Annotated in this window: 24 protein-coding genes and 2 tRNA genes; 13 read left to right on the top strand and 13 right to left on the bottom strand. The window is 40.2% G+C overall.

Annotation, left to right across the window (positions count from 1 at the left end):
• Positions 1-165 precede the first annotated feature (165 nt).
• Together BW976_RS04825 and BW976_RS04830 are read right to left on the bottom strand one after the other, a co-directional pair.
• A tRNA-Pro gene (locus BW976_RS04825) sits at positions 166-239 on the bottom strand.
• Between the two features lie 66 nt (positions 240-305).
• Positions 306-578 (bottom strand): DUF4242 domain-containing protein, encoded by a 273-nt coding sequence (locus BW976_RS04830; protein WP_076371006.1) that lies wholly within the window; start codon positions 576-578, stop codon positions 306-308.
• Positions 579-895: 317 nt separating this feature from the next.
• Between BW976_RS04830 and BW976_RS04835 the strand changes: the two genes are divergently transcribed.
• Genes BW976_RS04835 through BW976_RS04850 form a run of 4 tightly spaced genes read left to right on the top strand, consistent with a single transcriptional unit; the run spans position 896 to position 5,640 of the window.
• Entirely contained in the window at positions 896-4,225 is a 3,330-nt protein-coding gene (locus BW976_RS04835) for a DUF4175 family protein (RefSeq protein ID WP_076371008.1), read from the top strand.
• A gap of 1 nt (position 4,226) precedes the next feature.
• A complete protein-coding gene (locus BW976_RS04840; RefSeq protein WP_076371010.1) occupies positions 4,227-4,652 on the top strand; it encodes an ATP-binding protein in 426 nt (141 codons plus the stop codon).
• Positions 4,652-5,083, top strand: coding sequence for an rRNA maturation RNase YbeY (ybeY, locus tag BW976_RS04845; RefSeq protein WP_076371012.1), 432 nt, complete (start codon positions 4,652-4,654; stop codon positions 5,081-5,083). The genes BW976_RS04840 and ybeY overlap by 1 nt, the downstream gene beginning before the upstream one ends.
• 41 nt (positions 5,084-5,124) lie before the next feature.
• Positions 5,125-5,640, top strand: coding sequence for a glutathione peroxidase (locus tag BW976_RS04850; protein ID WP_076371014.1), 516 nt, complete (start codon positions 5,125-5,127; stop codon positions 5,638-5,640).
• Between the two features lie 434 nt (positions 5,641-6,074).
• Here the strand turns inward: BW976_RS04850 and BW976_RS04855 are convergent, their stop codons facing one another.
• The 4 genes from BW976_RS04855 to BW976_RS04870 form a co-directional block, all read right to left on the bottom strand.
• Entirely contained in the window at positions 6,075-6,863 is a 789-nt protein-coding gene (locus BW976_RS04855) for an MlaD family protein (protein ID WP_076371016.1), read from the bottom strand.
• Entirely contained in the window at positions 6,860-7,651 is a 792-nt protein-coding gene (locus BW976_RS04860) for an ABC transporter ATP-binding protein (RefSeq protein WP_076371018.1), read from the bottom strand. The genes BW976_RS04855 and BW976_RS04860 overlap by 4 nt, the downstream gene beginning before the upstream one ends.
• Before the next feature lies 1 nt (position 7,652).
• The gene (locus tag BW976_RS04865; RefSeq protein ID WP_076371020.1) at positions 7,653-8,429 is read right to left on the bottom strand and encodes an MlaE family ABC transporter permease; all 777 of its coding nucleotides are present in this window, start codon (positions 8,427-8,429) and stop codon (positions 7,653-7,655) included.
• A gap of 92 nt (positions 8,430-8,521) precedes the next feature.
• On the bottom strand, positions 8,522-9,232 hold the full coding sequence (locus BW976_RS04870) for a pirin family protein (protein WP_076371022.1): 711 nt from the start codon (positions 9,230-9,232) through the stop codon (positions 8,522-8,524).
• Between the two features lie 125 nt (positions 9,233-9,357).
• Between BW976_RS04870 and BW976_RS04875 the strand changes: the two genes are divergently transcribed.
• The 5 genes from BW976_RS04875 to BW976_RS04895 all read left to right on the top strand — a co-directional run bounded on the left by BW976_RS04875 (position 9,358) and on the right by BW976_RS04895 (position 15,862).
• A complete protein-coding gene (locus BW976_RS04875; RefSeq protein ID WP_245834639.1) occupies positions 9,358-9,972 on the top strand; it encodes a Rossmann-fold NAD(P)-binding domain-containing protein in 615 nt (204 codons plus the stop codon).
• Positions 9,969-11,834 carry an ABC-F family ATP-binding cassette domain-containing protein gene (locus tag BW976_RS04880; RefSeq protein WP_076371024.1) on the top strand — a complete coding sequence of 622 codons (1,866 nt, stop codon included), beginning with the start codon at positions 9,969-9,971 and terminating at the stop codon, positions 11,832-11,834. Before BW976_RS04875 ends, BW976_RS04880 begins: the two co-directional genes overlap by 4 nt.
• Before the next feature lies 1 nt (position 11,835).
• The gene (locus BW976_RS04885; RefSeq protein ID WP_076371026.1) at positions 11,836-12,081 is read left to right on the top strand and encodes a CBU_0592 family membrane protein; all 246 of its coding nucleotides are present in this window, start codon (positions 11,836-11,838) and stop codon (positions 12,079-12,081) included.
• A gap of 153 nt (positions 12,082-12,234) precedes the next feature.
• Complete coding sequence (mnmG, locus tag BW976_RS04890; RefSeq protein ID WP_076371841.1) at positions 12,235-14,097, top strand: tRNA uridine-5-carboxymethylaminomethyl(34) synthesis enzyme MnmG; 1,863 nt, start codon at positions 12,235-12,237, stop codon at positions 14,095-14,097.
• A 115-nt stretch (positions 14,098-14,212) separates the two neighbouring features.
• Positions 14,213-15,862 carry an Ig-like domain-containing domain gene (locus BW976_RS04895; RefSeq protein WP_076371028.1) on the top strand — a complete coding sequence of 550 codons (1,650 nt, stop codon included), beginning with the start codon at positions 14,213-14,215 and terminating at the stop codon, positions 15,860-15,862.
• On the opposite strand, the gene BW976_RS04900 is transcribed toward BW976_RS04895, so the two are convergent.
• Positions 15,852-16,364 (bottom strand): gamma carbonic anhydrase family protein, encoded by a 513-nt coding sequence (locus tag BW976_RS04900; protein WP_076371030.1) that lies wholly within the window; start codon positions 16,362-16,364, stop codon positions 15,852-15,854. The two genes, BW976_RS04895 and BW976_RS04900, sit on opposite strands and share 11 nt — an antisense overlap.
• Positions 16,365-16,425: 61 nt before the next feature.
• Here BW976_RS04900 and BW976_RS04905 point away from each other — a divergent pair.
• Positions 16,426-16,498: transfer RNA gene (locus BW976_RS04905), tRNA-Gly, on the top strand.
• Positions 16,499-16,611: 113 nt separating this feature from the next.
• Here the strand turns inward: BW976_RS04905 and nadB are convergent.
• Positions 16,612-18,204 (bottom strand): L-aspartate oxidase, encoded by a 1,593-nt coding sequence (gene nadB, locus BW976_RS04910; protein WP_076371032.1) that lies wholly within the window; start codon positions 18,202-18,204, stop codon positions 16,612-16,614.
• A 408-nt stretch (positions 18,205-18,612) separates the two neighbouring features.
• Here nadB and nadA point away from each other — a divergent pair, with 408 nt between their 5' ends.
• The 3 genes from nadA to BW976_RS04925 all read left to right on the top strand — a co-directional run bounded on the left by nadA (position 18,613) and on the right by BW976_RS04925 (position 21,333).
• Complete coding sequence (gene nadA / locus BW976_RS04915; RefSeq protein WP_076371034.1) at positions 18,613-19,605, top strand: quinolinate synthase NadA; 993 nt, start codon at positions 18,613-18,615, stop codon at positions 19,603-19,605.
• A 250-nt stretch (positions 19,606-19,855) separates the two neighbouring features.
• Positions 19,856-20,899 (top strand): thiamine-phosphate kinase, encoded by a 1,044-nt coding sequence (gene thiL, locus BW976_RS04920; RefSeq protein ID WP_076371036.1) that lies wholly within the window; start codon positions 19,856-19,858, stop codon positions 20,897-20,899.
• A gap of 5 nt (positions 20,900-20,904) precedes the next feature.
• On the top strand, positions 20,905-21,333 hold the full coding sequence (locus tag BW976_RS04925; RefSeq protein WP_076371038.1) for a hypothetical protein: 429 nt from the start codon (positions 20,905-20,907) through the stop codon (positions 21,331-21,333).
• 119 nt (positions 21,334-21,452) lie between these two features.
• On the opposite strand, the gene BW976_RS04930 is transcribed toward BW976_RS04925, so the two are convergent.
• The 5 genes from BW976_RS04930 to BW976_RS04950 form a co-directional block, all read right to left on the bottom strand.
• Entirely contained in the window at positions 21,453-22,823 is a 1,371-nt protein-coding gene (locus tag BW976_RS04930) for a DNA recombination protein RmuC (RefSeq protein ID WP_076371040.1), read from the bottom strand.
• Between the two features lie 77 nt (positions 22,824-22,900).
• Positions 22,901-23,455 carry a DUF4269 domain-containing protein gene (locus tag BW976_RS04935; protein WP_076371042.1) on the bottom strand — a complete coding sequence of 185 codons (555 nt, stop codon included), beginning with the start codon at positions 23,453-23,455 and terminating at the stop codon, positions 22,901-22,903.
• A gap of 9 nt (positions 23,456-23,464) precedes the next feature.
• Positions 23,465-23,947: a gliding motility lipoprotein GldH gene (locus tag BW976_RS04940; RefSeq protein ID WP_076371044.1), complete on the bottom strand. Its 483-nt coding sequence runs from the start codon at positions 23,945-23,947 to the stop codon at positions 23,465-23,467.
• A complete protein-coding gene (locus BW976_RS04945) occupies positions 23,944-25,371 on the bottom strand; it encodes a PSP1 domain-containing protein (protein ID WP_084192070.1) in 1,428 nt (475 codons plus the stop codon). The genes BW976_RS04940 and BW976_RS04945 overlap by 4 nt, the downstream gene beginning before the upstream one ends.
• A 2-nt stretch (positions 25,372-25,373) precedes the next feature.
• On the bottom strand, positions 25,374-26,519 hold the full coding sequence (locus BW976_RS04950; RefSeq protein WP_076371048.1) for a DNA polymerase III subunit: 1,146 nt from the start codon (positions 26,517-26,519) through the stop codon (positions 25,374-25,376).
• Positions 26,520-26,546 lie beyond the last annotated feature (27 nt).

Raw genomic sequence — 26,546 nt, forward strand, 5'->3', positions numbered from 1 at the left:
AAATACACCGGTCAATAGTACGAAGAAAAAACAGGGTGTGGAATAGGGCATTTTTACTTTGATATTGAATGCCTCATTTTGATATGAAATTTTTAAAAATAAATGAAAAAACCCCCTAAATCTTACAATTTAGAGGGTTTTTGACTTGATTTGATATCGCTGTCGTCGGGATGGCAGGATTCGAACCTGCGGCCTCCACATCCCAAATGTGGCGCGATACCGGGCTACGCTACATCCCGAATGGTTGGGGGTGCAAATATATACTATGCTTTTTAAATCCAAAATCTATAATCCCTTATTTTGGCTTACTCCGCCGTCGTGGGATCAATGATCCTGGAAATCTCGCTAATTGAATTTGCCGGAAATCCACCCAGGCTAGCATGTTCCCTAACCATATCCTCATTAGGTGCTATATAAACACAATATATTTTATCAGTAGTTACGTAGCTATTAACCCACTGTATTTGCGATCCCATTTTGCTTAATACCCCACAAGAAGTTTGCGAAATGGCTTTTAATTGTTCGTCCGAAAGATTTCCTGCCCCAGGAATTTCTCTTTCAATAACATACTTTGGCATATTGTTTAATTGTTTTTTTGATGAGGTAATTTACAAACTTTAATAATAATTACAATGCTGATAATTAAGCAAATACATCCCTATTTACTGCCTGGTTATTCCTTAAACCACAACAAAACAATATAAACGCAAAATCAAATAATTTGTGGCTTGGAAATCAGATTGTTCTTTTTTAAGAAGCTCATTCTGAGGCAGTCGCTTGAATTTAAATTATTCATATTGTTTATTATTGCTTCTGGTATTAACTTAATTGTGGTATTATATATATTGTTCTGTTTTTTCGTTTAATATTGTGTTGGGAATTTTTGCACCTGTATATGAATTCTGCCGAAAATTATGAAGTACTCATTGATAAGATCAACATCTTTATCAGGAAGTACTATTTTAATAATTTTTTGCGGGGACTGATCCTTTTAGGTGCGGGCCTGTTTACCGCCTATGTGGTCATTACGCTGAGCGAGTATTTTGGCAATTTTAATATCGTTTTCCGCAGCATCCTGTTTTATTTCTTCATACTGCTCAATATCAGCCTGATATGCTGGCTTATTTTACCTCCATTTCTATCATGGCTTAAACTAGGACATTCATTGAGCCATGACGAAGCAGCCGAAATCATCGGTAAACACTTTCATGATGTTAATGATAAATTACTAAACACACTGCAGCTTAAAAAGCTTGCCGCTGCTGACGAAAAACACCGCGCTCTTATCGAAGCGAGTATCGATCAAAAGATAGAGGCCCTTAAACCGGTTAGCTTTCCTTCGGCCATTAATATTCGTGAAAATAGTAAATACTTAAAGTGGGTGTTGGCTCCTGCGGCCGTGATTATCGTACTGGCTTTTGCCGCTCCATCTATATTAACAGAAAGTACAAAGCGGCTTATCAGGCACAATGAATATTTTGCTCCTGTGGCCCCCTTTCGTTTCAACGTTCTGAACAAAACCCTATCTGTAGTACAGGGAGACGATCTTAAACTTGAGCTCAAACTTGATGGTGATAAATTCCCGGCTGACATTTATATAGAAACAGCGAATAATACTTTTAAACTCGATAAAGATAATGTCAGTAAGTTTCATTACCTATTCAGCAACCTGCAGCAAAATACAAGGTTCCGCCTGTTAGGCAACGGTTTTGCTTCGGCGCCTTATGAGATACGGGTAAACCAGAAACCCGCCTTGTTACATTTTGATGTAGAGTTGAACTACCCCGCTTATTTAAATAAAAAATCCGAAAAACTACTGAATGCAGGCGACTTGGTCATTCCGGAAGGTACTTCGGTGAAGTGGCTTCTGCACACACAACATGCTTCTGGTTTAGAATTTTATTTGAATGGCATCAAACATACTGCCAAATTAAATGGAACCGATCTTTTTGAATATAACGAAAGGATTTTAAAAAGTACCATTTATAAACTTAACCCCATAAACCCGCTGGTTAACCACAGCGACTCCTCTGCTTATCATATTAATGTAATAGCTGACGAACCACCAACCATCTCCGTTCAGGAAAAATCTGATTCGGTAAGTATTAATGCCTTGTATTTCAATGGAAAGATTCAGGACGATCACGGTTTTTCATCGCTCAACTTTCATTATAGTGTACAATCCTCCAATAATAAGGGCTCTCAAAAAACGTTCATCAAACGAATTGATGCTGCGATGAACCAAACACAATCAGATTTCTTTTATTTCTGGAATTTGAAGGAGCTGGGTATTGAACCAGGGGCTCGTGTAAGTTACTTTTTTGAGGTTGCGGATAACGATGGTGTGAATGGCCCCAAAAGAGCCCAAACCGCCGAGCGCACACTTAATTTGCCCGATGCTAAAGCCATTAATGAACAATTAAATGCCGGCACACAAGCGGTAAAACAAAAAATGGAGTCGGCCATAAAATTGGCTGGTCAGGTTGAGCATGATTCGCAAAAACTCAATCAATTACTACTGAATAAAAATACACTCTCGTTTGATGAAAAAAAACAGGTAGAAGACTTGCTCCAAAAACGGCAGGACCTGGAAAATTTGGTCAAGGAAATAAAGGACGAGAATCAGAAAAACCTGTATAACCGCAAAGAGAACCAACAGCAAAACGAGGAGCTTTTGGCCAAGCAAAAACAAATTGAAGACCTTTTCAACAATGTACTTGATCAAAAAACAAAAGAACTGCTCCAAAACCTGCAAAAGCTTTTAGATCAGGAACAAAAGGACGCTACGCGCGATGAGTTATCAAAAATGCAGATGGATAACAAATCGCTGAAAAAAGAGCTTGATCGCATGTTGGAACTGTATAAAAAGCTGGAGTTTGATCAAAAATTAAATCAAAGCGTTGATCAGTTGAACAAACTGGCCGATAAGGAGCAACAACTGTCTGACAAAACCAAACAGCAGGGAGCCGATCAAAAGGCGTTGCAGCAGGAGCAGGAAAATCTAAAAAAGGATTTTCAGGACATCAAAAAAGGATTGGAAGATCTGCAGAAAACCAACGAACAGGCCGAACACAAACAGGATTTTAAAAACCCTGAAAAAGAAACACAAAGCATTGACCAGCAAATGGATCAAAGTGCCGGCGAGCTGCAAAAAAACAATAAAGATGGCGCGTCGAAATCGCAAAATCAGGCTGCCAAACAAATGCAGCAGTTAGCCGCCAAATTATCACAGGATAATGACGAGGGCGAGAGTAAAGAAAATGCTGTTGATGCCCAGCAACTGAGGGAGTTGTTAAAAAGCCTGGTGAACAGCTCTTTCGATCAGGAAAAAGTGATGCAAACTTTAAAAGGTACCAACCCAACCGACCCCTCTTATATTACACTCTCTCAAAAGCAAAAAGATATTAAGGATAACCTGAAAACAGCCGAAGACAGTCTTTATGCTATCAGCCGGAGAATTCCCCAAATACAATCGACCGTTAACCAGGAGATCAGTGGCATCAACAGTCACATTGATCAAGCCTTGGATAATCTGGGCGACCGTCGTACAGCCGAAGCCAACCGTCACCAGCAATACGCCATGACGGCTATGAACAACCTGGCATTAATGCTGAGCGAAGCGCTGGAGCAACTGCAAAAACAGATGAATAAAGGCGGAAAAGGTAAGGGTAAAAAACAATCTGTGTCGCAACTGGCAAAAATGCAGCAGCAGCTTAATCAAAACATGCAAAAAGCGCGCGAGCAGATGCAGCAGCAAGGCAACCAGGGTAAAAGCGCACAAGGGAACAGAGGCAATATGAGTGAGCAATTAGCCCGGATGGCACGTCAGCAGCAAATGATACGGGAATCCCTTGAGCAGATAAACCGGGATGAGAATAAGGACGGGAAAAACGGTTTAGGAAATTTGGATAAAATTTCTAAAGAAATGGAACAAACTGAGCATGATCTCGTAAACAGGAAGATTACAGATGAAGCGTTAAAAAGACAGGAACAAATCCAAAGCCGGCTATTGGAGGCTGAAAAGGCAGAACAGGAACGTGAACAGGATCAGCAAAGAGAAAGCCATGCGGGTAAGGATATACCTCCGGGTTATATAAAAGCACTGCAGGGATACCAGCAACAAAAGAACAAGCAAACGGAGCAAATAAAAACTGTGTCTCCGGCACTTAATTTGTATTATAAACAAAAAATAAAATCTTACTTTGATCAACTTAATGCCAAATAACATGGAACAGGCAAATGTTCATACCAGCAGCGAATTGTTTACGTTACAGTTACCGTCAAAAACGGAGAGCATAGCGCAACTTGAGCAGCTGATTGAAGAAATTGCTGATAAATATCACGTAGCCGAAGATACTTTCGCTAACATGATGACCTGCCTTAACGAAGCCGCTATAAATGCTATTATCCACGGCAATAAACTCGACGAAACAAAAAAGGTAATTATTAACGCCGAGGTGGAGCCCAAACGTATTGTATGGACCGTTACCGACGAGGGCCCGGGTTTTGATTATACGAACCTCGCCGATCCTACCTCGCCCGAAAACCTGGAAAACTTAACCGGCCGAGGTGTTTTTATTATCAAGCATCTGGCCGATCAATGTATTTTTAATGCATCGGGCAATACTATCGAACTACATTTTAAAATATAATGCCCGCTATTCAGTTTTTTGAAGAAGATATCAGTTATAAACTAAAAAATAAAACCCTTGTGCGGCAATGGATCAAAGATACCATCACCGCCGAGGGTTTTAAACTGAAAGAGCTTACCTACGTTTTTTGTTCAGACGCGTACCTGCTGCCTATGAACCAGCAATACCTTGATCATGACACCTATACCGACATTATTACCTTTGATAATTCGGAGATCGAGGGTGATATCGTAGGAGATATTTTTATTTCTGTGGAGCGGGTACGTGAAAATGCAGCCAAATTTAACATCCCCGAAACTGATGAGCTACATCGTGTAATTATACATGGCGCCTTACATCTGTTGGGCTATACCGATAAAAGTGTTGTTACAAAGAAGAAAATGACACAAAAAGAAGATGAGTATTTGAATAAAAGAACTTTTAATAGTTAATTTTACTCAAAGAAATTTGTCTCACATCAATTATAAAAACAATGAAATTACTTACTTTAATATTCGCTTTCCTTTTTATTACAGCGCCCTCATCCGTGTATGAGTTTAAGCTGAAAAGTATTGACGGTAAAGATTTTACCCTGGCCAAGTATAAAGGCAAAAAAGTACTTATTGTAAATACGGCCTCCAAATGCGGCTTTACCAAGCAATACACCGATTTAGAAAAGCTGTCTGAGCAATACAAAGGTAAATTGGTAGTTGTGGGTTTCCCGGCCAATAACTTTGGCGGACAGGAGCCAGGTACCAATCAGGATATCAAAACCTTTTGCAAAGAAAACTTCTCGGTAAGCTTCCCAATGAGCGGAAAAGTAAGTGTATTGGGTTTAGATATTGATCCGTTATTTCAATACTTGACCACAGCGCCAAACCCCGATTTTACAGGTGATATCAAATGGAACTTTGAAAAATTCCTGATTGACGAAAATGGTAAACTAATACACCGGTTCAGGTCACAAACCACACCATTATCACCAGATATTACTAAATATTTGAATTAAGACCTTCCTTTTAAAAAGGTAAAGAGAGGCTGATCATGATTGATGATACAGCCTCTTTTTTTTGATTTATTCAGGTATTTAAATGATATATAGCCTCGGATTGGATTTAACTCCATTAACAAAAGTGGGTTTACATGGTTTACACAATTCATGGTTAACATTGATTTATATAATTGATAATCAATTAATTATGTATATTTTTTGAAAAAACATGTAAACCCACTTTTGTATAAATATTATCGGCTAAATTTCAATTCATAGGTAACACAACACCAAGGCTGGTCAATTTGATTGATGATACAGTTTCTTTTTTGTTCATTTTGTTCACTCAACATGCCTGTTTTTTAGGGCTTAATGTATAGTGTTGGTGTATATTATTCTATATAGTTGTATTTGGTTGGTTTGGGTTCGAAAAAGATTAAGTAATATTTTCGCTAATTTCCTTTATCCACCTTTTCCTTAGCTGCTTTCTCCTTGTCTTTTTGAGCCTCTTCTTGTACTTTCTTAATAGAATCCTGTTTCGCTTTAGCCGCCTTTTTCTTTTTATTAAAAAACCCACGGAGTAAAAAATTATGTTGCGCTGCCGTCAGGTCTTCATTTAGGGTATTGGTGGTGGTATGCACATTTTTCATGGTTGTTTGTGCTTGTTTAACCGTATTTTCGATGTTTTTAGCCATCGCATCGTTATTCAGCAAACGGCCTATACTACCTTTACCATTATTGATCTTACCAACAATTTGCGACAGATCTGTAGTTAATGCTTCTGCATTATCGGCAACACGGGTAAGCTTGATTATTATTTTGTCTACATCAACCGGGTTTATAGAACCCAAACGCCCACCTTGTTGTACCTCTTCATGACTTGTTATGCCTCCCGGGGCTATCACTACCAGCTTATCACCCATCAACCCATCACTCCCAATACTCATTTTTGCATCGGTTTTAATAAATTTTTTAACACTGTTATTCAGCGTAAGGTCAACCCTTACCGAGCTATCGGTCACAATGTTGATGGCTTGCACCACCCCGATGTTGATTCCCGCAAAGCGCACATTATTACCCACTTGCAATCCACTCACATTTTTAAATGTTCCATACAAGTTAAATGTGGAATTGAACAGGCCCTTTCGACTGCCGATAAAAAAGATACCCAGTACCAATACTACCAAACCGGCAAAGGCAAACAGGCCAATTTTTATTTTTTGTGATGATGTGGTTTTCATGTCGTTTCGTTAAAAAATGATCTAACCATTTTGTTATCCGATTTTTGTAACTCTTTATAGGAGCCCTCGGCTATATATTCGCCATCATCCATCACCACAATACGGTCGGCAGTTATCCTGGCGCATTCCATATCATGTGTAATAATGATAGATGATGTTTTATATTTTTTCTGCATGTTGAGTATTAGCTCACTGATCTCGCGCGAGGTGATGGGATCAAGCCCGGTAGTTGGCTCATCATACAGCATAATTTCTGGCTTTACAATAAGCGTTCTGGCCAGGCCTACTCTTTTACGCATCCCGCCCGACAGGTCTGAGGGGAGCTTATCAATGGCATCCAGCAAGCCAACGCCATCCAATACTTCTTCTACCCGCTTATCTATTTCTTGCTGATCATTAAGCTTTAATACACGGGTTAATGGAAACTCCAGGTTCTCCCGTACGGTCATAGAATCATATAAAGCACCGCTTTGAAACAAAAACCCGATCTTCATTCGCAGTTGTTTCAATTCATCATCATTCATTTCGGCAACATTTTGTCCAAAAACTGTCAAATCACCCGCATCCGGTTTTAGCAGGCCTACAATACATTGTATGGTTACCGATTTCCCCGAACCTGATTTACCCAAAACCACCATATTCTCTCCCCTTTTCAGGTCGAAGGTGATGTTTTTCAATACCTCGTTATCCACGAATCCAACTTTTATGCCTTTGGCGTGTATAACCACCTCATCTTTTTGGGTTGATGCCGGTTTTTTAGGGCTGATATTTCCGTTTGTTGCTTTCATCTTATTTATAAAATAACAAACTGGTGATCTGAACGGCTATAGCATCAATAACAAATATCCACAGGGAAGCAGTAACCACAGCCGAATTAGCAGCGATACCCACACTCTCGGTACCCTTATTGGAGTGATAGCCTTTATAGCAGCCAACAAAACCTATCGCAAAGCCAAAAAATATGGTTTTCACAACGGCCGGTAAAAAGTCGGAAAAGTCAAGTGAGGCAATACATTTATGAAAATAAAGAGGAAGGCTGATATTATCTGTAATATTCAAGGCCAGGAAGCCCCCAAACAAGCCTATAACGTCGCCAATAACAGCCAGGAGGGGCACCATAAGGCTGGTTGCTAAAATTCGCGTAACAACGAGGTATTGCAGCGGATTGGCTCCTGATACTTCCATGGCATCTATCTGCTCGGTAACCTTCATGCTACCCAGCTCGGCTCCAATACTCGAGGCTATTTTACCCGCACAGATGATAGCCGTAATAACGGGACCTATTTCGCGAATAAAAGATACGGTTAGTGTTTTAGGCAGCATACTCTCAGCCCCAAGCGCTACTATAGATGGCCGGAGCTGTACAACTAAAACCAGCCCCATGATAAAGGAGGTAATACCTACCAACATCATGGAGCGGTAACCTATTTCATAACATTGCCGCACAAACTCCGACCATTCAAAGCTGCCGGTAAATATATTTCTGAAAAAACGGGCAAAGAAAACGCATTGCTCACCAATGTCTTCAGCCCACTTTCTCCATCCGGTAATTGCTTGTTCTGCCATAAGTTACGTCAACTAATTGTCAGGGGTACAACAAAGTTTTACCCTTTTGTTTTGCAGTTCAAGAAAATTAACCTTTGGTTCGGCTTGCAGATTTATGACATTGGTACATCAATGATCAGGAAACGGGAAAATTCTTCGGGTTCAATTGTAAATGAACTGGTATCATAAACGCCCAGCGCATCTCTTTTGTTTAAAACAGCACTGTTTATTTTGACAGAACCTTCAATAACAAACAGATAAGCGCCATTCCCTGCTGTCTTTATATCGTAATTTACCTGGGTGCCTGCTTCAAAATCACCCATGCTAAAAGTGGCATCCTGGTTTAACCAAAGGGTGTCAGGGCTCTTTACCGGCGATATCAATGTAGTAAGCCGATTTGTCTTTAAAAGTGGCTTAAAGTCCTTTTGATCATAGCGTGGTTGTATGTCCCGTTCTTTAGGGAAAAGCCATATCTGCAAGGTTTTAGCATCTTCTGTACGTGAAGCATTATACTCAGAATGATAAACCCCGGTTCCTGCCGACATAACCTGAACCTCACCTGCACGAATTACGCCGGTGTTGCCTATACTATCCTTATGCTCCAACCCTCCTTCCAACGGGATGGTTATGATTTCCATATTATCATGCGGGTGTGTGCCAAAGCCTGTACCGCCAGCAATAATATCATCATTTAATACCCTTAATACGCCGAAATTAACTTTGTTGGGGTCGTGATATGATGCAAAGCTGAATGAAAAGTTAGCTTTTAACCAGCCAAGGTTATTTTTTCCACGTTCATTTTCGGGATAAAATATAGTTTTCATGATATTTTCCTATTTATATGTTTAAACATACAATTCTTATTCCACAATTTATTTATGTGTATTTTTGCAAAAAATTGTGCGCACTATGGCAAATAAGGCTATTATTGCAGGTTCGAGCGGACTAATTGGCAGTAATTTACTGGATTTTACTACGAGAGGATTTTTATGATGAAGTTTTAATTCTGGTTAGAAAAGAATTACCCATACAACATCCTAAATTGACTCAATTGGTGGTGGATTTTGATCAGCTGGAGAGTTATTCCAGTGCCATAACCGGCCATGCTATATTTTGCTGCCTGGGTACAACCAGGCATAAAACGCCAGACAGGACTGTGTATCACAAAATTGATCACGATTATCCTTTGCAACTGGCTAAACTGGCCCAGAAAAATGGTGTTCAGCAATATCATCTTGTTTCCTCCATAGGGGCCAACAAAACGTCTTCTACTTTTTATATCAAAACAAAGGGTGAATTAGAAGCCGATATTCAACGAGTTGGTATACCCGCTTTGCATATCTATCGCCCATCACTATTAACTGGCGAAAGACAAGAAAAACGGGCGGAAGAAAAAATAGTGACTGCGCTATATAAAATAATAGAGCCTTTACTATTTGGGGGCTTAAAAAAGTACAAAAGCATTCCTGCTGCAAAAGTAGCATCGGCTATGTACAAACAATCAATGCATACTAACACGGGCTTGTTTATATATGAGTCTGACAAAATAAAAGAACTATCGTGAGCACTTACATTTCTGCTGAAAATCTTGGTCATCAATTTCATGACAACTGGCTGTTTAAAAATATAACCATCGGTATAAACCGTGGCCGCAGGGTTGCGCTGGTGGGTGTGAATGGCGCGGGTAAATCTACCCTGCTTAAATTACTGGCCGGTCACCTCAAACCTACCGAAGGGAAGGTGGTTCAGAGCCGAGACTTGAACATGGGTTATCTGGAGCAGGACCCTGGTTTTAAAGATGCGGTAACCATCAGTGATTATATTTTTCATGCCGATGATGTGCAGCAGCAACTGATCCGTAAATATGAGGAGCTTCTGGAAAACGAGCCCGACAATTCCAAGGCCATTGAAAAGGTGATGGAAGAGATGAGTGATGTTGATGCCTGGGAGTATGAGTACAAGATCAAGACTATTTTGGGCCGGTTAGATATCCATCACCTGAACCAAAAGATCAATACACTATCTGGCGGACAAAAGAAACGTTTAGCCTTGGCTAAGCTATTGATTGAAGACCCGGACATTTATATTCTGGATGAGCCCACCAACCACCTGGATATTGATACCATAGAGTGGCTGGAGAAATTACTGACCGAAGGAAACAAAACCATTTTGATGGTTACACACGACAGGTATTTCCTGGATAACGTATGTAACGAAATATTAGAGATAGACCGAGGCAAAATACAACCCTATAATGGTAGCTATGGATACTATCTGGAAAAGAAAGCAGAACGCGATGCTGCAGACGAAGCCACTTTCCAAAAAAACAGCAATCTGCTTCGCAAGGAGTTGGAATGGATGCGCAGGCAGCCTCAGGCACGCGGAACAAAATCAAAAGCCCGTATTGATGCCTACTATGACCTGGAAGACAAAACTAAAAGTGGTGGCATACGTGAAAAGGTTGAACTGAGTGTAAAAACAGCACGCCAGGGTAACAAGATCATGGAGATGGAACATCTTTATAAATCATTCAACGATCATACCTTTATTAAGGACTTTAATTACGTATTTAAAAAGGGCGATCGCATTGGTTTAGCTGGCCGCAATGGTAGTGGTAAGTCAACATTACTTAACCTCATTACTGGAGGTTTACAGCCAGATAAAGGAACGGTAGTAAAAGGAGAAACTACCGTATTGGGGTATTTTCATCAATCAGGTATTAAATTCAAGGAAGATGAGCGTGTAATTGATATTGTAAAAAACGTTGCCGAGTTCATCACCATGGCCGATGGTAAAACTATCTCTGCTTCTGCCCTGCTTACTTTATTCCTGTTTCCACCGGCAAAACAATATGGTTTTATATCTAAATTGAGCGGTGGCGAAAAGAAACGCTTGCAGTTAATGAGTATTCTGATGAAGAATCCTAATTTCCTGATACTGGATGAGCCTACCAATGATCTGGATATTGATACCCTAAACGTATTAGAAGAGTTTTTAACCAATTACACGGGCGTATTAATGATTGTATCGCACGATAGGTATTTGTTAGATAAACTAACCGATCAACTATTCATTATGGAAGATGGCGGTCAGGTGCGTATTTATAATGGCAATTACTCCTCTTATCGTATTGATCTGGAAGAAGAGAAACAACAGGCTAAAAAGCCAGCCCCTGTTGCTCCTACTACAGTTACTGCCCCTAAAAAAAGCAAATTAAGTTTTAAGGAAGCTAAAGAACTGGAAACAACAGAAGCAGAAATACAAGCTATAGAAATACAGATAAAAGATAAAACCGAGCAGTTAAATACTACAGGTATAGCTCCTATAAAACTGAATGAGATACTGGCCGAAATTGAAATTCTGAATAGAAAACTGGATGCTAAAAGCATGCGCTGGATGGAGCTAACCGAATTAAACGAGTCCTAGTATGAAAACATCAGATATTATTGCTTCTGTAGGTGTGATTATCCTTTTGATCGCTTTTTTGTTAAATTTATCTAACAAATTATCAGCCGAAAGTAAGACATACAAGCTCATGAACTTTATTGGAGCAGGCACTTGCTGTTATGCTTCTTATATGGTTAGTTTTTATCCATTTGTGGTATTAGAGGGTGTATGGGGCTTTGTAGCTTTAATATCATTATTAAAGGTTCCACGTGGAACATCAGTATAGATTGAATAATTTTGTATTCTATTATTCGAATCAAACTAAAAAAATCTAATGTTCCACGTGGAACATTAGTAATAAATAAGATCACCAAATCGCTTGTTTCAAGCATAATTGACTATAAGATCATAATGTTCCACGTGGAACATGGAGGTAAAAATGTTTAAGAAATATAATGTAATAGTTGTTGGTGCAGGCCATGCCGGCTGTGAAGCTGCTGCTGCTGCTGCCAACCTGGGATCATCTGTATTGCTCATTACCATGAATATGGGCACCATTGCACAGATGAGTTGTAACCCTGCTATGGGCGGAGTTGCCAAGGGACAAATAGTTCGCGAGATAGATGCTTTAGGTGGTTATTCAGGCATTATTACAGACAAAACTTCCATCCAATTCCGCATGCTGAACCAATCAAAAGGTCCTGCTATGTGGAGTCCCAGAGCTCAAAGCGACCGTATGCGTTTTGCAGAAGAGTGGCGCTTAGCACTGGAAAGAACTCCTAATGTCGACTTCTGGCAGGATACTGTTACCTCCCTTTTAGTAAAGGATAATTCCATCAAAGGGGTACGTACTTCTATCGGTGTAGAAATAGAAGCCGATGCTGTGGTATTAACCAATGGTACCTTTTTAAATGGTGTGATTCATATAGGCGAAAAGAAGTTTGGCGGTGGCAGATCCGGTGAAAAATCAGCTACCGGCTTAACCGAACAGCTAGTTAAATTAGGTTTTGATTCAGGCAGAATGAAGACCGGTACACCTCCACGTGTTGATGGTCGTAGCCTTAACTATAGCCTCATGGAAGAGCAATGGGGCGACGAAGAACGTGGCCGCTTCTCGTTTACCGATGTTGATATGATCCAAGAACAACGCTGCTGCTGGATCACTTATACCAATACCAAAGTACACGAAACTTTAAAAGAAGGCTTTGAAAGATCCCCAATGTTTACCGGGCGGATTAAAGGATTAGGTCCGCGTTATTGTCCTTCTATTGAAGATAAAATAAACCGTTTTGCCGAACGTGACCGCCACCAGATATTTGTTGAACCCGAAGGATTAAACACTGTTGAAATTTATGTAAATGGATTCTCAACCTCCTTACCAGAGGATGTACAATACAAAGCACTTACCCAAATACCCGGTTTTGAGAACGCCAAAATGTTTCGCCCGGGTTATGCCATAGAGTATGATTACTTCCCACCTACCCAATTAGGTTTAACTTTAGAGACAAAATTGATCAGCAACCTGTACTTTGCCGGACAGATTAATGGTACCACCGGTTATGAAGAAGCAGCATCCCAAGGGTTCATGGCTGGCATCAACGCACACCAAAAACTCAATGATAAACATGAGTTGATATTGAAAAGATCAGAGTCATACATCGGTGTTTTAATAGATGACCTGGTAACCAAAGGGACTGAAGAACCTTATCGTATGTTTACTTCCAGGGCCGAACATCGTTTACTATTGCGTCAGGACAATGCCGACATCAGGCTTAGTCCTATGGGTCATGAATTGGGATTGATCAACGATGAGCGCTTAGAAAAAGTAAAACAAAAGGTTAAAAACTCCGATGATATTGTTGCTTACACCAGGAGCAAATCAATAGATCCATCAAATGTGAATGGCTTATTGGATGACTTGGGTACTAGTACCCTATCGCAAAGTGCCAAACTCTTTAATTTATTAAGTCGCCCGCAAGTAGGTTTCAACGATCTTAAAAAAGTAGATGAACCCTTGGCCGAATTATTATCAGCTTATGATAAAGAAACTGTGGAGCAGGCTGAAATAAAAATCAAATATGAGAGTTACTTTATAAAAGAAATGGAAATTGTTGATCGCATGAAAAAAATGGAAGACAGGGAAATCAATCCGGAGTTTGATTATCACACCCTGGTATCACTTTCAAAAGAAGCACGCGAAAAACTGATGAAGATAAAACCACGCACTTTAGGTCAGGCTTCCCGAATTTCGGGGGTATCACCGTCTGATATTTCAGTTTTGATGGTTCATGTCTCCAGATAAACTATAACTTATTGATAATAAATACTTTATAAAATATTGTTTTAGATCAATTATTTTCATTTTTTAATATCGTAGCTCATAAAACTATAAAAATCGCTTATATCGCCTAAAAACCATGTTAAACAAAAAACGGGTCAATTTTCACAATTTTCCATTCTCTTTTTTGGCACTTTTAATTCTTTTTGGCTGCGCAGCTCAACAACCTCCCCAGGGAGGTCCGCGTGACCTTACTCCACCAAAATTGGTGAAGGCAATACCAGCCAATAAAACTCGGAATTTTAAAGCCAAGGAAATTGACCTCGAATTTGATGAGTTTATCAAACTCACCAATCAGTACCAGGAAATAAGCATGAGCCCGGCGATGGAAAAACAACCGGAGTACACTTCCAGCAAAAGAATCTTAAAAATAAAACTTAAGGACTCGCTTCAAAAAAATACTACTTATGTTATCAATTTTGGAAAAGCTATCCAGGATGTTAATGAAGGTAACGTGCTTAAGAATTTCACTTATGTTTTTTCGACCGGTCCGCATATTGATTCCTTAAGCATCTCGGGAAGTGTTACCAATACTTTGACCCAGGAGAAAGAAAAAGATGTAACCGTGATGCTTTTTACGTTAAAGCAAGACTCTCTCCTTTTCGGCAAAAAGAAACCAAGTATTTTTGCAACTACAGATTCTTCCGGAAATTTTAGTTTAAATAATTTGCGCGAAGATGATTACCGGATCTATGCCTTGAAAGAAGCATCTCCTAATAAAATATTTGACAACGATCAGGAACTAATCGCTTTCTTAAAAAAGACCATCCACCTCAGATCTGATACCTCAAACGTTCAATTGAATCTCTTCAAGCAAATTCCAGAAAAATTCAGATTTTCTGAAAAACGGTTTGATACCGACGGAAAATTACTTTTTGTTTTTAATAAGGCCTTAGCCAATCCTTCCATAAAAGTTATCTACCCTGCAGATATTGATAAACAAAAACAGGTAGATTTTAGTAAAACAAAAGATACGGCATCTGTTTATCTGCGAAATATGAATTTCGATTCTATCAGGGTGGCTGTATTTGATAATGGTAAACCTATCGACTCTACTTCGCTTTTAAAGGGTAAAAAGGAGAGCTTCCAGCGATCATTAACCTTTCAGTATAACATTAATGGCAACAACCTGTTAAAGCCTGGTACAGATTTGAAGTTGACAGCCAGCTTGCCCATAGAAAACTTTGACAACTCACTCATCACGCTTAATGAGGATTCTGTTTCTGTTGCTACCAGTGACCTTACGCTACAAAAAGATACCGGTAACTTTAAAAAACTAACTGTGAAATACCGTTGGCGGCAAGGCAGTAAATACGAACTTATTTTTAACGAAGCTGCATTTACCTCTATTTATGGTGATAAGAATAAAAGAATATCAAAAAAGTTCCAGATAGATAAAACAGATAATTACAGCACACTCACTTTAAAAGTTACGCTTCCGGATACCGGAAAAGCATATGTTGTTGAATTGCTAAACGAACAAAAGAAAGTTTTACAAAGTGATCCTATAAAACGCAATGGCTCTATCGTTTACAAAAATATCATTACAGGTAAATATATATTCCGGGTAATTTATGATGAAAATAAAAACGGTAAATGGGATAGCGGCAACGTACATCTGAGAAAACAGCCGGAACATATTTGGGTAAGTGAAAAGATAATATCGTTAAGACCAAACTGGGAAGCAGAGGAAGCCATAACAGTGCCTAAAGAGCCCATTACTCCTTAAACCAACCGGAGTACATGATATAATTATTGGGGAGCTGTTTAAGCATTACTTTCTGTTCATCAGTTAGCGGCTTAATCTTTTTTGCGGGGATACCTGCATATAGATATCCTGATTCACAAATAGTGTTCTCCAGTACTACAGCACCTGCTGCTATGATTACAAACTCGTTCACTACAGCGTGATCCATCACAATGGCACCCATGCCTACTAAGGTATGATCATGCAATGTACAGCCATGCACCAAGGCGTTGTGACCTATAGAAACATTGCTGCCTATATTCGTAGCTGCCTTTAAATAAGTAGCGTGTATTATTGCTCCATCCTGTATATTGGTATTGTCCCCTATTTTAATATAATGCACATCGCCCCGGATCACCGCATTAAACCAAACTGAACAATTTTTACCCATCACAACATCACCTACAATGGTAGCATTTGGAGCAATAAAACAATCCTCACCCCAAACCGGGATTTTATCTTTAACAGGCAATATAACAGGCATATTTTAATTATTGAACTATTGATTTGATGTACTTTTTATTTATGTTTGAATACAAATTTAAGCGGAAATAGCTCAGCTGGTAGAGCATCAGTTTCCCAAACTGAAGGCCGCGGGTTCGAATCCCGTTTTCCGCTCAACCTTAATACACTCTTATTAATTGTCATCCTGAGAAACGAAGGATCCATTAACCTATATGCAAACAGCCCAATAGATTCTTCACTTCATTCAGAATGACAAACAGCAGTTTTTAAAAAACCGTATCCTCCACTTTCTCCGCATGTACCGGGTAATCTGTTGTATAATGTAAACCTCTACTTTCCTTCCTCAACATAGCTGATTTTACAACGATAAAGGAAACCTGGATAAGATTACGTAGCTCGCAAAGTTTTACGGATAGTTTTGTTTTCTTATAAAAAGATTCTGTTTCCTCATACAATAAACCTAACCTCCTCAACGCCCTTTCTAACCTGAAATCAGAACGTACAATACCTACATAGTCATTCATCAGCTTTTGCATTTCACGTACGTTGTGTGTTACCAGGATATCTTCATTAGATAACTGTACACCTTTTTCATCCCAATCAGGGATATTATCCGGGATAACAAAATCCTGAAATTTACTTACCGCATCTTTATATATCCGATGCGCAAAAACTAATGCTTCTAATAATGAATTGGATGCCAACCGATTAGCACCATGTAAACCTGTTGATGAACATTCACCACAAGCATATAATCGTAATATAGATGACTGCCCAACATGACTTACCATAATGCCCCCACACATATAATGACAGGCCGGAGCAACCGGTATCATATCCTTGGTCATATCAATACCTATCTCCAGGCATTTGGCATATATATTAGGAAAATGATTTAAAATATCTTTTTTACTGCGATGCCTGATATCCAGATACACAAAATCCTCACCTGATTTCTTGATCTCGGCATCAATAGCCCGTGCAGTAATATCCCGCGGAGCTAATGATTTACGCGGATCATACTCCTGCATAAACTCTTCCCCATTAGTACGTCTCAGTACACCTCCAAAACCACGTACCGCTTCAGATATCAAAAAAGAAGGATACTCACCGGGATTATACAAAGCTGTGGGGTGGAACTGTATAAATTCCATATTCCTTACTTTTCCTTTAGCTCTGTAAACCATGGCAACTCCATCACCGGTAGCAATTGTTGGATTAGTAGTCACCGCATATATATGCCCTGCGCCACCAGATGCCATTACGGTTACCTTTGATAATATCTTTTCTACAATATTACTTTCGGTGTTGAAAGCATAAATACCATAGCAAGTGATGTCGGTACTGGATTTACCTACCAGCTCACCCAAATGATGCTGAGTGATCAGATCAACCGCGAAATAATGTGTTAATATCTCAATATTTGGATTTTTATGGATCTCTTCTAATAGAGAACGTTCTATTTCCCAGCCTGTTACATCTTTATAATGTAATACCCTAAATTCCGAATGCCCTCCTTCTTTAGCCAGGTCATAAAAACCTTCATTGGTCTTGTCGAAATTGGTTCCGTAATCAATAATTTCATTAATTCGGGCCGGTCCTTCTTTAACAACCGCTTCTACAACTTCTTTGTCGCAAAGGCCATCACCCGATATTAAGGTGTCTTCTATATGTTTTTCAAAAGAATCTTCCTTTTTATCCACAACCACCGCAACACCTCCCTGGGCATACTTCGTGTTTGATTCATCCTCATTTGATTTTGTAACTATCAGAACCTTACCATGTTTGGCTGCTTTTAGTGCAAAACTCAATCCGGCTATTCCCGATCCCACTACTAAAAAATCAACAGTTTTAGTCATCTTAAATGTATAATGTGTGTAAAAGTACCACTTGTGTTAATAACCCGTATAAAACGTGTTAACTTTATGTAAACAAATAACCAGTAAATAATCAAATTGTGGATAACCACCATTTTTGATGCTAATATGAATAATTTTTGAGCGACTTTTGAGGTACTAAAGTCATATACCTAACATTTTACCCACTCACAAAATATTAACATAAAACTTTTTTTAATAAAATTTGATTGTCATACAAATCACAAAATCAATCAAATATAAGATCAAAAGATGTGGATAACTGTTAGTAAAATGTGAAAACTAATTAATGAAACAAAATATATACCGACTTTTGCACATTACTAACACACCAATAAACAATAGTTTTATTTATATAAAAAAGTAGTTGTTATTAATTGAAATGTTGAAATGGATATCTTCGAAGAATTAAATGTGAAAGGATTTGTGGACGAATACATCGACCCCACGCTGGATCTTTTTGATGAAATTGAAAAACTTAAAAAGGAAAAAAATGCAGTTATTTTGGCGCATTATTACCAGGAACCCGATATCCAGGATATTGCGGATTATATTGGAGATAGTTTGGGGCTCTCACAGCAGGCCGCAAAAACTGACGCCGATATTATCGTTTTCGCCGGGGTACACTTCATGGCCGAAACTGCCAAAATACTGTCACCTAACAAAAAAGTTTTATTACCCGACTTAAAGGCAGGTTGCTCATTAGCAGATAGTTGTCCGCCTCATTTATTTAGAAAGTTTAAGGAAAACTATCCCGATCACCTGGTGATCACCTATGTAAACTGCACGGCCGAATTGAAAGCTTTAAGTGATATTGTTTGTACATCAAGTAATGCTGTGGCCATTGTAGAGAGCTTACCAAAAGATCAAAAGATCATATTTGGGCCGGATAAAAACCTGGGTGCTTATGTGGCTAAAAAAACAGGACGGGACCTGGTACTTTGGAATGGAGCCTGTATGGTTCATGAAATTTTTTCGAGAGAAAAGATAACTAAACTCAAGGAAAGATATCCTAATGCCAAATTACTGGCACATCCTGAATGTGAGGAAGTTATATTGAAGATGGCCGATTATATAGGTTCGACAACCGGGATATTAAAATATGCTGGCAGTCACCCGGATAAAGAATTTATTGTAGCTACCGAAGCAGGCATACTACACCAGATGCAAAAGGAAAATCCGGATAAAACTTTTATTCCGGCACCACCGAATAATAATTGCGCTTGTAACGATTGTCCGCATATGAAACGGAACACATTAGAAAAACTGTACCTATGCTTAAAAAACGGATCGCCTGAAATTACGGTACCTGAACATATTATTGAACGTGCAGTAAAACCTATTGAGCGTATGCTGGAAATATCGGCGCAACTGGGTTTATAAAGGAAAGGATTTTGTTGTGGACCTAAAAATCCTAAAAATTTTTTCCGCCTTCAGCGAATATCGGGCCTTGTTGCGCTACCGGTGGAAAAATTGCTAAGGGGCCTGAAATCTCAAAAAAATTTCCCGCCTTCGGCGGAAGACATCACGCGGGTTTTGCGACAGCCCGAAATTTTTTATACCGGTAATTGTAACCATTCGGTAATGCGATGGACAATTTTGTACTTTTGCAGATTATTATAGTTTAAAAGAAATGTTTGAAAATCAGGACAGGACGAATTTAGAGGACTTGGGCGAATTTGGCTTAATAGGACATCTTACAAAAAACATAAAGCTAACCCAACCAAGTACCGTAAAAGGTGTTGGCGATGATGCCGCTGTACTTGATTTTACCGGCAAAAAAGTGTTGGTAAGTACCGACATGCTATTAGAGGGCATTCATTTTGATCTGGCTTATACTCCTTTAAAGCATTTAGGTTACAAAGCCATACAGGTAAACCTGAGTGATATTTATGCGATGAATGGTACCGCTTCACAGGTTACAGTATCTATCGGGATGTCGAGCAAATTTCCGCTGGAAGCTATTGAAGAACTATACGAGGGCATTTACATAGCCTGCGAAAAATATAATGTTGACCTGGTTGGTGGTGATACTACTTCGTCAAAACAAGGTTTGGTGATTAGTGTAACCTCTATTGGTTATGCCGATGAAGCTGATGTAACCTATCGTAATACAGCTGGCGAAGGCGACCTGATCTGTGTATCCGGAGATTTGGGCGGAGCCTATGTTGGTTTACAGTTGTTGGAGCGTGAAAAACAGATTTACCTGGAAAATCCAAAAATTCAGCCCGATCTGGAAGGCAAAGATTATATCGTAGAACGCCAGTTAAAACCAGAGGCCCGTAGGGATATTGTGGAATTGTTGAAAAGCATCGATGTAAAACCAACAGCTATGATAGATGTATCTGATGGCCTGGCTTCAGAAATACTGCACATCTGTAAAGAAAGCGATAAGGGGTGTAACCTGTATGAAGATAAGATCCCGTTGGACCCGATGACTTATGAAACCGCCCGCGAATTTAACCTTGACCCTACCGTGTGTGCGCTGAGTGGCGGCGAAGACTATGAACTGCTTTTTACCGTAAAACAAGCCGACTACGACAAGATCAAGTTCAAGATGGATATCACCATCATTGGGCATATCACCGAGCCTTCAGCAGGCTGTAACCTTATTACCAAAACAGGGAACGTACATGCCCTTAAGGCCCAGGGATGGAATGCATTTAAAAAGGATTGATAAAGATGTTTAATAGTCTTTTCAAAAAGCTTAATACCGGACAAGATCAGGATAACAACAAACCAAAGGAGGTTGCTACCTCGGTAATATTTCTATATATTGGGTTTATCTTGTCTATGATCACCGATTGGCTCGATGGCATTACCGCCGTTCCATTTATTATTGTTTTTATTGTGATTAGCCTGGTGATTACTGCTGTTTCAGCCGGTAAAAAATGGGCTCGCATCCTGATTTTTCTGTTTGTTATTTTTAACCTGCTTTCCTTTGGGTTTAATATAGTTCAGTTGCTGAATCATAGTGTAAAGGAGAAATTCACCAATCTGGTTATGGTACTATATAGCATGGAAATCATCATAGAACTGATAGCCTTGCGTCTGTTGTTTTCAAAACCGGCTAATGGCTGGTTTAATGAGCAAAGGGAAGCGACAACGTAAGGGCATCTTTTTTCTCTCTTTTTGTCATGCTGAACGCAGTGAAGCATCTATATGCAATATGCAAAGTTCACTAATAGATCCTTCGTTCTTCAGGATGACAAATAAGTTAAATAGTTCATCTACTCATCCCCAATAAATTTCTGATCGATCTGCTTATCTGCTTTTGCCCCTAACTTTTTGATCTTCTCGGCAGTGGTAGTTAAATTTCCGCGACCTTCGGATAGTTTGTTCAGGGCGGTATTATAAGCACTTTGGGTTTGATTGATGTTACGGCCAATACTGTCCATATCGCCCAGGAAACCCACAAACTTATCATACATATCACCACTCAGGCGGGCAATTTCCAGTACGTTACGGTTTTGGCGCTCCTGTTTCCACATACTGGCGATGGTACGCAGCGTAGCCAACAATGTTGATGGACTAACGATCACCACCTTTTTATCCCAGGCATAGTTAAACAGCTCGCCATCCAATTGCACGGCAATACTAAAGGACGATTCAATAGGCACAAAAAGCAGCACAAAATCGGGTGAATTGATCTTGTACAGATCATGATATTTTTTGGAGGACAGGCTATTGATATGTGCCCGGATAGACTCTATATGAGCCTTGGCAAAAAGCTTCCTGTCTTCTTCTGTATCGGCATTCACCAGGCGCTCATAAGCTATCAGTGACACTTTAGAGTCGATTACCAGGTGTTTATCATCGGGCAGGTCTATGATCACATCAGGTTGATAACGGGTACCATCTACGGTTTGCATGGCCGCTTGGACTCGGTATTCCTGGTCGCGAAGCAGGCCAGAGCGTTCCAATACTCGCTCCAATATCACCTCGCCCCAGTTACCTTGCTTTTTATTGTCGCCTTTAAGCGCTTTGGTTAGATTCTGAGCTTCATCGCTGATCTGTTTATTCAGATCCATCAGCTGGGTAATTACCCCTTTCAGCGTGTTGCGCTCGGCAGCTTCCATATTGTAAACCTTTTCTACCTTATCCTCGAACGCCTTAAGGTTCTCTTTTAGCGGAGTAAGGATCATATCCAGATTGGTGCGGTTTACATCAATAAACTCTTTCGACTTTTCTTTCAGCAGCTTTTCGGCCACATTTTCAAATTCACGCTGAAACTGCGTACGGATCTGCTCCACCTCTACTTTTTGCTCCTGTAGTTTTTCCTGCTGCGATTGATAATATGATTTAACGCTTTCCAGTTGTTGGTTGGCCTGGGCCAGTTGGGTGCGCTCAAATAATAATTCATCCAATAGCCGGGTTTTCTCATCTTTTAGTAGCTGGATAATATTTTCCTTTTCTGAAGATATGATGCTGCCCTTTTCTTCGGCTTTGGCCAGATTAATTTTAAGCAGATACTGCTCATTCCGGAGCCGGTTCAATTCCTCGGCCGATATCAATTCCTGCGCTTTTGGCTTTTTTAGAAACAAAAATACCGATAACACCAGGATCACCAACGAAACAACTAATAAAATATCACCACTCATTTTGATAAAAATATTAGTAAAATTATGATAATATTTTTAGTATTTCAAAAATAAAATGTACCAGAATTTGACGGGTTTTATTTTTTGTTGCTAAGCGAGCTAATCAAACCGGGTTTTAGTAATTCCAGGTAAGGATTGCCATTTAACCCTAGTAATTTGGCAAAAGCAGACTCGGTTTTATAGCCTTGTTTTTTGAGTTCAATTACTTGTTGCCTGAATGATTCACCATAATGCTCGAGCAACAGATATTCAACTACCATATGGCGGTAGGCGTTTTGTTGCCTGGTAGGTATATACTGACCGAAAACCTCCACTGGCCAGCCATCGACAGAAAAAGCAGCTACTATGGTTTCCTGTTGATTAATAACAGTATCTGTAAGCTGGAAACCCTCAAAATCAGAAAAGGCCAAGGCTATGGCGTTTTTGAAATCTGCTTTACTGTTAAAACAGCAGATAATATCCAAATCACTGTTTTCTATATCGATATTGATAGGAATGGTACCGGCAAGTATAGGATGAAACTTCTTCAGAAGTTTCATCAATGGATATTGAGTAAACAATTGATAAGCTTGCTGTTGCCGAGGTGAACCGCTGGCTAAATACCGGATATCATCAAATTTAGCGAAAGACATAGTAAAAAACTACTTCGCTTTCTCCACCCTCAAACCAACGTCGCTAATCTCATGCAGGGGGTTGTCGCGCATGTTTTGTTCGATCTCGAAATGATAATTACCCTTGACCGGGAATTTAATATTTGTTTTAAAGGGCACCTGGTAACTATACAAGTTGCCCGATCCTTTGCCAAACCATTCGCCATCGCGGCCGGCCAGCTTTACTTCGTACCGGGTAACGCTTACCTTTTTATCGGGTGATGTTTCATAGATAAGCACAAACAGGTTAGAGTATTTGTAATTATCGGTAACCCGCAAATTCAGGTACAGGTTATAGGTTGCTGCATCATCATCAATTTTACAATCAAACCTTATTCTGTTCACGTAACTCCAGTTATGATCGGTAATGGGCGTATTATTATCCATCACCCAATTGGAGTTGGTACAGCTACTCAACAGTGCAATCAACAAAACACCTGTTATTGTACAAATGGTTTTTAATACCCGTTTCATTCTGATTTACTATCCGGCGGTGGGTTGCTATTGTTTTTATTCGGGCGGTTTGGCCTGCGCCTGTTGTTTCGGTTACGATTTTCCTGGGCCGGTTTATCGCCCTCTGCTTGCGGGGGGCGGTTAGCCTGTTGCTGTTGTGGCGGCCTGTTTGGTTGCGGCGCTTTAGGAACATCGGACTTCTGTTGCGGAGCCGGCTTATCTGTTGCTGCCCCCTGCTGGCGTGGTTGATTGGGTTGATTACCTCCGCGGTTATCCGGTGCTGGGCTGCCTGGTTTGCGGTCCTTATTGCTGCGGCTCCGGTTATTGTTATTCTTCTTTTTATTATTGTTGCGGCGCTCGTCAAGACGGGTTAAGCTGTCCTGCCCAACCACGTTTTCATAATCAAGCACTTTAGCCGGTTGGGTTTCTACTTCTACCAGTTCGCCCAGATCGGCAGGGATAATACCCTCTTTATTTTGCTGCTGAATTTCTTTTACTTTGCTGATAGGCAAAGGCACCCATGACTCTTCACGCGGATAGCTAAACCACATGATCTTTTTAAAGATATCCGTTTTTTGCAAGCGTGCGTCACCCTTTTCGGTACGCAGTACATTCACGTTATCGGGGATATATTTCAGGGCATCCATATAGGTGTCCAGTTCATAGTTGAGGCAACATTTCAGCTTGCCGCATTGGCCAGCCAGCTTTAAGGTATTAAGCGAAAGATTCTGATAACGTGCCGCCGAAGTGGATACGGTTTTAAAATCGGTAAGCCAGGTTGAGCAGCAAAGTTCGCGACCACATGAACCGATACCGCCAAGACGGCTTGCTTCCTGTCTCATGCCTATCTGCCGCATCTCGATACGGATACGGAAGGTTTCGGCCATTTTTTTGATCAGCTCCCTAAAATCAACGCGGCCTTCGGCCGTATAGTAAAAAGTGGCCTTGGTTTTATCGCCCTGGTAGTCCACATCGCTCAGTTTCATACTCAGGTTCAAGTCAAGGGCCAGCTTGCGCGATTTATGCATGGTTTCCCACTCCATATCTTTGGCGGCTTTCCACTTATCCACATCGGCAATAGTAGCTTTGCGGTATATCTTTTTAACCACCTCGGCTTCTTTTACGTGGCGTTTAACCATTTGCATGCGCACCAGTTCGCCGGTTAAAGATACGTGACCGATATCATAGCCACCGGTAGTGGCTTCTACAGCTACCAGTTCGCCGGCTTCCAGGTAAATATTGTCGGTATTTACAAAAAACTCCTTTCGTGAGCCTTTAAATTTTACTTCAATAACCGGGAACGGCTTATAATTTGTCGGCATGTCCATATGTGACAACCAATCGTAAACATCTAATTTGCTGCAACCATTAGTAAGGCATGAACCATTACTTTTGCAGCCCGCAGGCGAACATCCGCCACCTGTTGAGCAACTTCCACAACCCATAATTAATTTGGTATATATTGACTCCCCTGAGGGATGGTTTTTAAATTTAGTATTTTAATAATCTGTAAAGATACATCTAAAAATAAAATTTTAGGGTTTGCATTTCTCTCCACATGATAATGTGCTTTTTCAAGCTCATCACTTATATATTGTGCCTTGTCGATACTCAGGACCTGGGTCATTTTTTGCGCGGTTTCCAGCTCTTTTGCCGGCAGATGTACCAGGTTTCCGGCACCAGCCATCAGCAGGCAGCATTCGCGTATAAAGCTGATACCATAGCGTAAAAAGTTTTTCTGGTTCTCGCGGCCCATTTTGGCAAACTGGTCAACAAAGGTTAAAACCTCCAGTCCCTTATTACCAAAGCAAAGGCGCAGCCATTGTACAAAAAGGTTATGATAGCCTTTATTGTCCTGCTGCAACATGGTGAGGGCCTCGGTTAAGTTACCGTTGCTCAAATAAGCAATTTCGGCAGCGGCATCCTCGGTTTGGTTATGCCCGGTAAGCAAGTGTTGTTTTATTTCCTCGTAAGTAAGGCAGGGGATCTTGATTAGTTGCGTACGCGAAAGAATGGTGTTCAGTATCTGATCCTGATTTTGTGCTACTAATATAAACAGCGTGTTGGGCTGTGGTTCCTCAATAATTTTTAGCAGCGCGTTACCCTCTTTGTCCAGGTATTCAGGTAGCCAAAGGATCAGGATCTTATAAACCGATTCAAAAGGCTTAAAACTTAACTTTTTAATGATCTGGTGGCACTCGGCTATATTGATATTGGCTTGTTTGTTTTCGGCTTCGAGGTATCCGCGCCAGGCATCCAGGCTCAGGTACGGATTAGTGGTAAAGGCTTCGCGCCATTGCTCAATAAAAGTAAGTGCGGTATCATCCTTATGTTTAGCGAAAAACGGGTATGAGAAATGCAGATCGGGATGCATCAGTTTTTGGTACTTGCGGCAGGAACTGCACTCGCCGCAAGAATCATCCGGCTGTTTATTTTCGCACGATAAAAACTGCGCGTAAGCAACAGCCAATGCCAGGCTGCCCGATCCTTCGGGACCCAAAAATAACTGCGCATGGCTTACCCGGTTCTCGTTTACCGTGTTCACCAATCTTTGCTTTACAGCTTCTTGTCCAACTATATCTTTAAACTGCATTTGGTGCAAAATAAGAATTAGATATGA

Origin of the sequence: Mucilaginibacter lappiensis, assembly GCF_900155965.1 — a bacterium.
Lineage (GTDB): Bacteria > Bacteroidota > Bacteroidia > Sphingobacteriales > Sphingobacteriaceae > Mucilaginibacter > Mucilaginibacter lappiensis.